The organism is Marinobacter gudaonensis, assembly GCF_900115175.1.
GTDB classification, from domain to species: domain Bacteria; phylum Pseudomonadota; class Gammaproteobacteria; order Pseudomonadales; family Oleiphilaceae; genus Marinobacter; species Marinobacter gudaonensis.
In genome coordinates, this window is the sequence record NZ_FOYV01000007.1 from 1 (window position 1) to 9,072 (window position 9,072).

Below are 9,072 nucleotides of genomic sequence, written 5' to 3' on the forward strand. Positions count from 1 at the left end.
CAAGACCAGGACGTTGATAGGCCGGGTGTGTAAGCGCTGCGAGGCGTTGAGCTAACCGGTACTAATTGCTCGTGCGGCTTGACTATATAACACCCAAGACAATTGCGGATAACGCAAGAGCTAGCGAAAGCCACGCTCTAACGAAATCAACATCACTTAACTCTATCCCGTCCCCCAGTGATCAACCGTTTTGCCTGACGACCATAGCGGTCTGGAACCACCTGATCCCATCCCGAACTCAGAAGTGAAACAGACCAGCGCCGATGGTAGTGTGGCGTTGCCCATGTGAGAGTAGGTCATCGTCAGGCTCCTAAATAAAACAGCCCCGACAGCATCAGCTGCCGGGGCTTTTTTTATGCGCGGAATTTGAGAAATCTCAAAACCATGACGCCGCGCACAGTGACAGTCTGTAACAAGCAGTAATATTCCGTAAAAGAACTGGCCAACACAAAAAACAACATCAAGCCAGCCTCAGAGACGCTCATCAGTCATCATTAATTCGCCGCGAATAAAAACAATGCGGCGTCAGTGAGACATGGCTATGAGTAAAACCGTTTCTCTACTCGCCTTGCTGTCTGCTTTCAGTACTGCAGTACAGGCCGATCTGCGTCCCATCACCGACGCGCAGATGTCGGAGGTGACCGGCCAGGCATTTGTATCAGTCGACCGCCAGTACCATCCCGACAGCACCAACAACACCGCCTATACCCGCGTAAACCTGGGCATGGATATCGACATTCAAACCAATGTTGATGTTCTGGAACTGGGCCGCTACGAGCGTGAGGGCGAGAAGCCCGGAACCTCCGACGTGTATATCGAGGATTTCGCGCTCGGCTACATTAATAACCAGGCCTATTTCGACGCAAACCCTAAAGCACCGCGCCAACGAAAGCCGGACGGCACCCCTTACGCGGAAGGCGAGATAGTGCCCTTCTCCATCCAGAACCCTTACCTGGAATTCGCCTTCGACCAGACCACCGAAGAAGTCGTGGGATTCCGATTCGGCTTCGGAGAAGCCATGGGTGTTCTCTCCGGCAAGATCGAAACACTGACTGGCAACGTCAACGTCGACATCATTGATCGGGGCGAGGGTTTGAGCCAGGCCAGTTCCAGCGGCAACTTCTTTGACCAGGTCATCGTTCTGCTGACCCCCCTGCTCGAGAGCGGTAGCCCACTTTCTACCAAGGCCGAACTGGTGTATGGCGCCGAAGGTGATCCGAATATTGGCTCGCTGGACCCGGTCCGGGCGGAGTACATCGGCATCCCGGACGGTGAGCGCTTTGTTCTTGAGGGTGCCAGCGGTTTTACCCGCTGGTCGGTAAAGAACCTGATTGGCTGGGGATCGAGTTCCCGGATCGAAGTCCCGGACTGTTCGTTTTTCAGCTGCCAGGGCGGTGACATCTATGTGTACGCGGAAGACTGCCTGGTACTGGGTATCGACTCCTGCTTCGACCTGGATATCTACAACAGTTTCCCGGTTGGAGAAGTCGGTGAGGTTAACGGGGAACGGCGGATAACCGGTCCTGCGGATGGTGCCTTTATCTCATTCCAGACCAAGGACCTGGAGTGGCTCGAGGACGTTCGCAAGTCGAACCTATCGCCGGAGGATTTCATCAAGGCGACTTCCGGCGCGTTTTTCAACATTCCCAACGGCGCTACCGAGGTCAATCTCAATGAGGCTCTGTACGGCACCCAACGGTATCGCACGGAGTACATTGACCGTGGCAAGGGTCTGTTCTGAGGAGTTCGTCATGGCCAAAGCGATGATCTTTTTTCCGAGCTCAGGCATGCCTTCCCTGGCTTGCGTTCTGCTCGTTGTGTTGTTGCCGTTCACCGCACAGGCAGAGCTTCAGGGCCTTGCAGAAGAGGAGATGGCGGAGATCGATGGCGCGGGCATCGGGCTGGTTCTAGAGAATTTCAAATTTTCCCACGGCACGGATGCACCGAACGCCGCCGGCGAACAAGCGAGGATTTTCCGGATCGCCGGGATCAAGAGTACCGATGGACGTGACGTGGATATCACCGTCAATCATCTCTACATCTCTGGAAGCAACAGTGACTACGGCCAGAACCTTGGTCCGGTGAATCTCGGCAGGTTAATCAATCCGTGGCGAATCGATGTGGTGGATGGGGATGGCATCGGTATTCCGGGAAAGGCTGTACTGGAGCTGGCGACCTCCTCCAAGGTGGCTGCCGGCCAGGGTTTTGACTGTCTGGATCCGGCTGCTGGTGCGGGGTCTGGCACCTGCGCCAGTCGGCCTGCGACGGCCGAGTATATTGGCGAACGAGCCGACATTGGCATGCAGATGAATGTCGCCGTGGGCGATGATCGCTCGGCCAACATCAATATTCACGCCAGGAGCGCGGTCATCGATGGCAGTTACCTGCGCTTGTGGGGCGACAATGACCGGCGCCAGATGGTGGGCCAGTTCAAGCTGAATCTCTACTCCCCGGAATTGTCCATCAACGCCTGTGCCCAGGACGGCTCCAGCTGCGGATCGCGGATCCTGATGAGCAACTTTGCCCTGGAGCTTGCCATTGGTAATCAACTGCAGCCGGTGTTCTTTGATGTGGACGGCACCGGAAATTTCGTGCTTGAGGTTGCCGCGATCAACCCGCCCGCACCGGGAACCATCGGCCCGGACGGTCGGCGGGAGAGCAGCGACACCCAAGCATACGATTTCTACGAGTCCTACTACACCAACCCCGAGTTTCGCAGCAACCTGCGCATCGGCAACTTCAGCGTGAGCGACCGGGATTTCGGGTCGGCACGGATTCAAGGAATGCTGATCCAGCATCTGCACATCAAGACCCGGGACCTGGCGCCATGACCTTTCGTCTTTTTTCGCCTCTCGCTTTCGCTCTGCTGGCCGTGAGCGGCGCTCCGGCGTTGGCTGAACTTGCCAGCCTGGGTGACGAAGCCCTGTCGGATATATCCGGGCAGGGCGGCATCTATCTGTCAGGGGACATCAGTATTAATGAGATGGGTGGCCCGGTGGAGAACAGTTATTTCGGCCGTTGCGAGGATGCCGACAAGAAATGCGGCGCCCGGTTTGCTTACCAGTTAAAGGAAGGCGGTGGCTGGATGGTACTGGACGAGATTCGGGGCAACTTTTCGTTTGAGGGCCTGACTCTCAGGGTTCGACATGTGGATTCGGGCTTCGGGGGCGATGGGGAGTTGTTCGACAGCGATGTGCTGGAGCTGGGTCTTCCGAATACGGTCCGCTTCAACGATGTCCGGTTCAAGATCGGAGCGAGCAGCACGCCGCGCCCGACCGATCCAGGGTTTCAGCAGACCGACATCTTTTCGGTGGAAATGCAGGGCGCAGTGGTCATGGAAGGCAATCTGCTGGTGTTTCCAACGGGACAGCCATAGGGGGTAGCTGACAATGCCAGATTCCCGGAAGTTTTTGCAGGCGATCGTTGCACTTGCCGGTGGCGTGGGTTGTCTGTTCATGGCAGGCGGCGCCTCGGCCGAGCTAAAACAGCTGGACGACCGGGCCATGGCCGGCATCAGCGGCCAAAGCGGCTTGACGATCGAACTCGACCTCAAGGCGCAGGCCCGGAGTATTGCCTATGTGGACGACGGCAATGCCCTCTACCTGGAGGACTTTCGCATCGGTTCCGCGGTGGATCCCGACAAGGCTGCGGCTCATCGCATCAAAATAGATATCCAGGACGACGCGTCGCTGAATCTCGATTACCTGGTGGAAGACCGCAGGATCGAGTTCGGTGACATCCGACTGGCTGGAGCGCCTGGACTCAGCATGGGTGGGTTCTTTTTCGATCACTCCCTGGATGGCTATCTCAACATCCGCCAGGGCGGAGCAGTTGGCGGTGCTGGCTATACCTTTGATTCCGCCTACACCATGACCGGCGGCAGGCTCGGCTACCGGACCAATGGCAACGAGTTTTTCCTGGATGACATAACGATGTCGGTAGAGGCGCTGGGGGTAACCCTGGATGTGGTGGACGAGGCGCTGGTGCTTGAGGCGCCCAGGGTGATGGCCGACTGGCAGGTCGGCGCGATTCGCTATAGCAGTAACCCCCGCAATCACGGGGTCAGCATGGATGTTGACAGCGGGCTTTTGCTGCCCAGCTATGGCAGCCTGAGCGGTGCGTACGAGCTTTCGTCGCGCACGGCCATTACCGCCGGTGGCCGTTCTGGTGAGGGGCTTCGGATCGACAACGACACCGAGATTCATTCGGCGTCCTTCATTTATCGGGACGATGGCCATGCGCTGGCCTTCCGGGATATTACCGGCACCTATCGTATTAACGATCTGAGGCTGGATGTGGCCCGGGACTGGAGGAAGCGTCCGGCATTGGCGCTGACCCTGGGCGCTTTCGAAGGCGACCTTTCAATCGGGGCGGTACAGTTGGGAGCCGACGGCCGTAGTTTGGGGCAGGTAAATATCAGTTTTCTCTTGGCCGACCACGTCTACAATGGTCGCACCTACACCAACGCCATCTACCTGCAGGGAGGCGGCCACCCGGACGCCGGCCCGCAGGGTCTCCGGCTGGCGACGGAATGGAGTCTCCAGCTTGCTGACCTGAGCTACACCGAGGACGGTAACCGGATCATCTTCAGTGGACTGCAGTCCTGGGGCAGGGGGGATATCACGGTGAACGTCACCCGTGAGGCCCTGGTCAACAATACCCGATTCTACGATGGCCTTCGTATCGGCTTCGAGGGCGTTCAGGCGGGTTACCGGATTAACGGCCTGCGGGTTGGCAGCGAGGATGCGCCGCTTCAGGGCGGCACTGAATTGCTACTGGCGCTGGGGTTTTATCCGGCCTACGAATTTGAGCTGGACGGGCACCTGACACTGGGGGCAGGAGGCGCCAGCGGCGAGGGGCTTACCGTCAATTCCGATGTCCGTATCCGGGACGGCAAGGCGGCCATTATCGCAGCGCCCTACGACGAGGGGAGTGGCGAAATTTCCCAGAAGGGGTTGTGGCTGAGTGACCTGAGTTACGACGGCCACGTGCGGGATATGACTATTGATGTCACCGAGGAGGGGCTTGAGCTGGTCACCGGCGAGGCGTGGAGCACCATGGACATCGGCAACCTTCGGGTCGGCGACAAGGATTCAGGCAAGAGTTTTGGCCGTGTCGTGCTCCAGAAATACGAAAAAGGCAGCAGCATGACCCTCATCCCTGGCGGCGCCGGCGAAGTTTGCGCCGGGGGTGTCGGAGGCAACGCCGCCGTCTGCGAAGCGTCCGGCGGCGTATGGGAAAACCGCGGCGAGGAAGGGCTGACTGTACGCATGAAACAGATCTACGCCAAGGCCGAGAATAATAACCGGAAGAACGCCCTCACCTGGGAGACCAACCGGCGTGTTGATGGCACAGGTCAGCCGATCAACGGCACGGGGACCCAACTGGTGCTGGATGACATTCATACCAGTGACGGCGGCGATTTTGACGGTGATGGCATCGATGACAATCACTTCGGCGTTCGCACCGATTTATCGATCGACGTGTACCAGACGCGGGTGGTCAAGAAATCCGATGGTTTGGATTCACTGGGTGTCTCTGGCAACCGGGGGGATGAGAAGATCATCGACAGTGCCTCCGCTGCCGGCTACCGGTACGTCACCAATCCAACCGACCAGGACATCAACAACCGTCCCCTGGGATTTGCCGTTGGCGCCAGGACGCAATTCCGGGAATTGTCCATATCCAACATCGACCTGGTGCACCCGACCGGTGGTGCCCAGACTGCTATTTATGGCGTGAAGCTACAGAACGTCGATATCCGGGCAAACCTCACGGCCACTCCGATCCCCTGAAGCTGAGCGGTAATCCCGGTGAATCGCCGGTCGCCTTTGTTTTTTTGGGCGCCCTGGTGTTTAATCCGGCCTTACCCATGTTTTGGCGGGATCGGCGATATGAAATCCAGGGCACTTATTGAGCTACTCAGTGACGGTGAGATCCATTCGGGAGAATCCCTCGCCGCGCAGCTGGGTGTCAGTCGCACCGCGGTCTGGAAGCAGATCCGGCGGGCTATGGACGAGGGGGTCGAGGTGGCGACGGTTCGTGGCCGTGGTTACCAACTGGTATCCCGGGTTGACCTCCTTGAGCGCGACGCCATACTCCAGGGGCTTTCCGCTTCCCGCCAGAAGCAGCTGGCGCTAACGGTACTGGACGAGGTTGATTCCACCAACGCGGAAGTGATTCGCCAGATTGGCGGTGGTGTTACCGGCATGCCGGTGGTTATTGCTGATTGCCAGACCGCGGGGCGCGGCCGTCGTGGCAGGGTCTGGCAGAGTCCGCGCGGCGAGAATCTGTATTTGAGCCTGGGGCTGACCTTCCACGGCGGATTTGGTGTGCTTGATGGGCTGAGCCTGGTGCTCGGTGTGGCGGTGGCCAATGCCCTTGAGGGATTGGGTGTATCCGAAATCGGCCTGAAATGGCCGAACGACATCTTCCTGCCCGATGGCAAGCTTGGCGGTATTCTCGTGGAGCTCCAGGGCGAACTTGAGGAAGGGGTTGTCCAGGTAATCGCGGGCATTGGCCTGAATGTCCACATGTCCAAGGTGGACGGTGTTGATCAGCCCTGGAGCAGTCTGGACCGTGCCTGCCCGGGTGTTGACTGGTCCCGCAACCGCATTGCCACTGCGGTTATTGATGCCATATTGGATGCCCTGCCTATCTTTGCTGACCGGGGCTTTCCCGATTTTCGGGCACCCTGGCAAAAGCGGGACATTTTCAAGGGTCAGCCTCTCCAGGCGCGGGGCGGCGATCTTGAAGGTAACGGCGTCGGAATCGACGAGGCCGGCAACTATCAGATACAGACCGCCAACGGCATTGTGCCGGTGCGGGCCGGAGAAATAAGCCTTCGGGTGGCAAAATGAAGCTGTTCATTGATGCCGGCAACACCCGACTCAAGTGGTGTCTCGAAGACGGGGGCGGGGTCATCCAGTCTGGAACCGGTATCCTCGATGAACAGGTCCATCTTGAGGGCCTTGAATACCGGTCTGAAATCAGTGCCATTGCCGTGTCGACGGTTGCTTCCGAGGCCAGGCGAGAACAACTGGCTGCCAGTCTGGCAGACCTGTGCCCGGCACCAGTCCGGTTTTACTGGGCAGAGGCGACCCGGGGCGGGCTGCGGAATGCCTACCCGGATGTTGCGCGCATGGGCGCCGACCGCTGGCACGCCATGTACGGGGCCTGGCTTTCCCATAAGAGCGGTTTTGCCGTCATTGACGCCGGCAGTGCCGTCACCGTCGACTACGTTGATGCGAGAGGGCAGCACCTGGGCGGCTACATCCTTCCCGGTCTGCGGATGATGGTGCGCAGCCTGCAGAACGACGCAGCCCGTATCTGGTTTGATCCCGAGCAGGTCCTTGAGACTGCTCCCGGCAAGTCCACTGGCGAGTGCGTCAACCACGGACTTGCCTGGCTGTCAGGAGCGATGGTCGAGCGGGTGCAGTCAGACGCCCGCACCCTGGGCCTGAAGGATATACTCGTGACCGGAGGCGATGCGGATCGACTGATCGGCCTGGGCCTCTCGGGCACGCTTCACCCGGATCTGGTGTTTGCCGGCCTGCGTGCCATTGATGCTGAGGACGCGTCGGGATGAGGTGGGTGGCTGCTATTTTGCTGGCTGTAAGCGTTCTGCTTTATACCCTTCCCGACTACCTCGGTCCCTCCGGCGGAGTTGCGAAGGTTGCCAGCGGCACACTACCCCGAGTCGCCAGCCTCAAGGCTGGAACGCCGGAAAAGAATCAGCTGAACGAGGGGGTGCCAGAGGTCGCCGCCGATAGGTCCTGCGTCCGGCTTGGCTGGCTACCCTCTGCCCAGGAGGCCCAGCGGTTGGTGGACAATCAGCCGCTGGCCTCGGAGGCAGGGTTTCGCGTTGAAGAGGTGGAGCGGGAGCTGCCGCCACTGCACTGGGTCATCATCCCTCCCCAACCGCCCGAGGTCGCCCTCCGCCAGTTCCGCGACATACAGCGCCAGGGCATTGATTCCTATCTGGTTACCCAGGGCGAGAACCGTAACGCCATTTCCCTGGGCCTTTTCGAGTCCCGTGAGTCTGCAATTTCCGTGCTGGAAGAAAAAAAGCGTCAGAATCTTAATGCGGTACTGGTCAACTTCCCTCGAAATCAGATAAGCTACGCGCTCTCTTTTGAGGCGGAACCGGAACTCGCCGAGGAACTGGTTCAGGCGGTCAAAGCGGATTATGGAAGCAAATTCGATTTCGTGGAAATCGCGCCCTGTGAAGGTGTTGCAACGCCAGAAAAAAATCCGTAGTATACCGCCCTCGCTGACGAGGCGAATGTGAGCTGGCGTAGCTCAGTTGGTAGAGCAGCTGACTTGTAATCAGCAGGTCGGGGGTTCGATTCCGTCCGCCAGCTCCACTTTAAGTTTTGCCGGGTTTGTGTGAGCAAGCTCGACTCGGAGGGGTTCCCGAGTGGCCAAAGGGATCAGACTGTAAATCTGACGGCATCGCCTTCGCAGGTTCGAATCCTGCCCCCTCCACCACTAATTGCTCGCGGGCATCGTATAGTGGCTATTACCTCAGCCTTCCAAGCTGATGACGCGGGTTCGATTCCCGCTGCCCGCTCCAATTTGGTTTGTAATGCTCATGTAGCTCAGTCGGTAGAGCACACCCTTGGTAAGGGTGAGGTCGGCGGTTCAAATCCGCCCATGAGCTCCACTATTTATCCGGTCAACGTTACGGTCCTGGTTGATTAGGGAGATTGGTCAAATGTCTAAGTCTAAGTTTGAACGTAATAAGCCGCACTTGAACGTGGGCACCATTGGTCACGTAGACCATGGTAAGACCACTCTGACAGCTGCCCTGACTCGTGTATGTCACGAAGTGTTCGGCACTGGTGAGAGCCGTGCGTTTGACCAGATCGATAACGCCCCGGAAGAGCGTGCGCGTGGTATCACCATCGCGACCTCCCACGTTGAGTACGATTCCCCGACTCGTCACTACGCACACGTAGACTGCCCGGGCCACGCTGACTATGTGAAGAACATGATCACTGGTGCGGCGCAGATGGACGGCGCGATCCTGGTTTGCTCCGCTGCTGACGGCCCCATGCCGCAGACCCGTGA

8 protein-coding genes, 4 tRNA genes and 2 rRNA genes are annotated in these 9,072 nt (G+C 58.7%); all 14 read left to right on the forward strand.

From position 1 onward, the window contains the following. Window positions 1-86, forward strand: a 23S ribosomal RNA gene (locus BM344_RS17380); the annotation flags it as partial. 107 nt (window positions 87-193) lie between these two features. Next, window positions 194-308: ribosomal RNA gene (gene rrf, locus BM344_RS17385) — 5S ribosomal RNA — on the forward strand. 227 nt (window positions 309-535) lie between these two features. Next, a complete protein-coding gene (locus BM344_RS17390) occupies window positions 536-1,741 on the forward strand; it encodes a DUF6160 family protein (protein WP_407656877.1) in 1,206 nt (401 codons plus the stop codon). 10 nt (window positions 1,742-1,751) lie between these two features. Then, window positions 1,752-2,831, forward strand: a complete 1,080-nt coding sequence (locus BM344_RS17395) for a hypothetical protein (protein ID WP_228143679.1) — start codon at window positions 1,752-1,754, stop codon at window positions 2,829-2,831. Continuing rightward, the gene (locus BM344_RS17400; RefSeq protein ID WP_091992448.1) at window positions 2,828-3,376 is read left to right on the forward strand and encodes a hypothetical protein; all 549 of its coding nucleotides are present in this window, start codon (window positions 2,828-2,830) and stop codon (window positions 3,374-3,376) included. The genes BM344_RS17395 and BM344_RS17400 overlap by 4 nt, the downstream gene beginning before the upstream one ends. Window positions 3,377-3,389: 13 nt before the next feature. Then, window positions 3,390-5,795 carry a DUF6160 family protein gene (locus BM344_RS17405; RefSeq protein WP_091992449.1) on the forward strand — a complete coding sequence of 802 codons (2,406 nt, stop codon included), beginning with the start codon at window positions 3,390-3,392 and terminating at the stop codon, window positions 5,793-5,795. 99 nt (window positions 5,796-5,894) lie between these two features. Further along, on the forward strand, window positions 5,895-6,860 hold the full coding sequence (locus tag BM344_RS17410; RefSeq protein ID WP_091992450.1) for a biotin--[acetyl-CoA-carboxylase] ligase: 966 nt from the start codon (window positions 5,895-5,897) through the stop codon (window positions 6,858-6,860). Next, the gene (locus BM344_RS17415; protein WP_091992451.1) at window positions 6,857-7,588 is read left to right on the forward strand and encodes a type III pantothenate kinase; all 732 of its coding nucleotides are present in this window, start codon (window positions 6,857-6,859) and stop codon (window positions 7,586-7,588) included. The genes BM344_RS17410 and BM344_RS17415 overlap by 4 nt, the downstream gene beginning before the upstream one ends. After that, window positions 7,585-8,259, forward strand: a complete 675-nt coding sequence (locus tag BM344_RS17420; RefSeq protein WP_228143680.1) for a hypothetical protein — start codon at window positions 7,585-7,587, stop codon at window positions 8,257-8,259. Before BM344_RS17415 ends, BM344_RS17420 begins: the two co-directional genes overlap by 4 nt. 31 nt (window positions 8,260-8,290) lie before the next feature. Beyond that, window positions 8,291-8,366, forward strand: a tRNA-Thr gene (locus BM344_RS17425). Window positions 8,367-8,405: 39 nt separating this feature from the next. Then, a tRNA-Tyr gene (locus BM344_RS17430) sits at window positions 8,406-8,490 on the forward strand. A gap of 10 nt (window positions 8,491-8,500) precedes the next feature. Then, window positions 8,501-8,575 (forward strand) — tRNA-Gly (locus BM344_RS17435). A gap of 14 nt (window positions 8,576-8,589) precedes the next feature. Then, window positions 8,590-8,665, forward strand: a tRNA-Thr gene (locus tag BM344_RS17440). 51 nt (window positions 8,666-8,716) lie between these two features. Next, window positions 8,717-9,072 (forward strand): GTP-binding protein (locus tag BM344_RS17445; protein ID WP_228143681.1); only part of this gene is annotated, 356 nt, incomplete at its 3' end.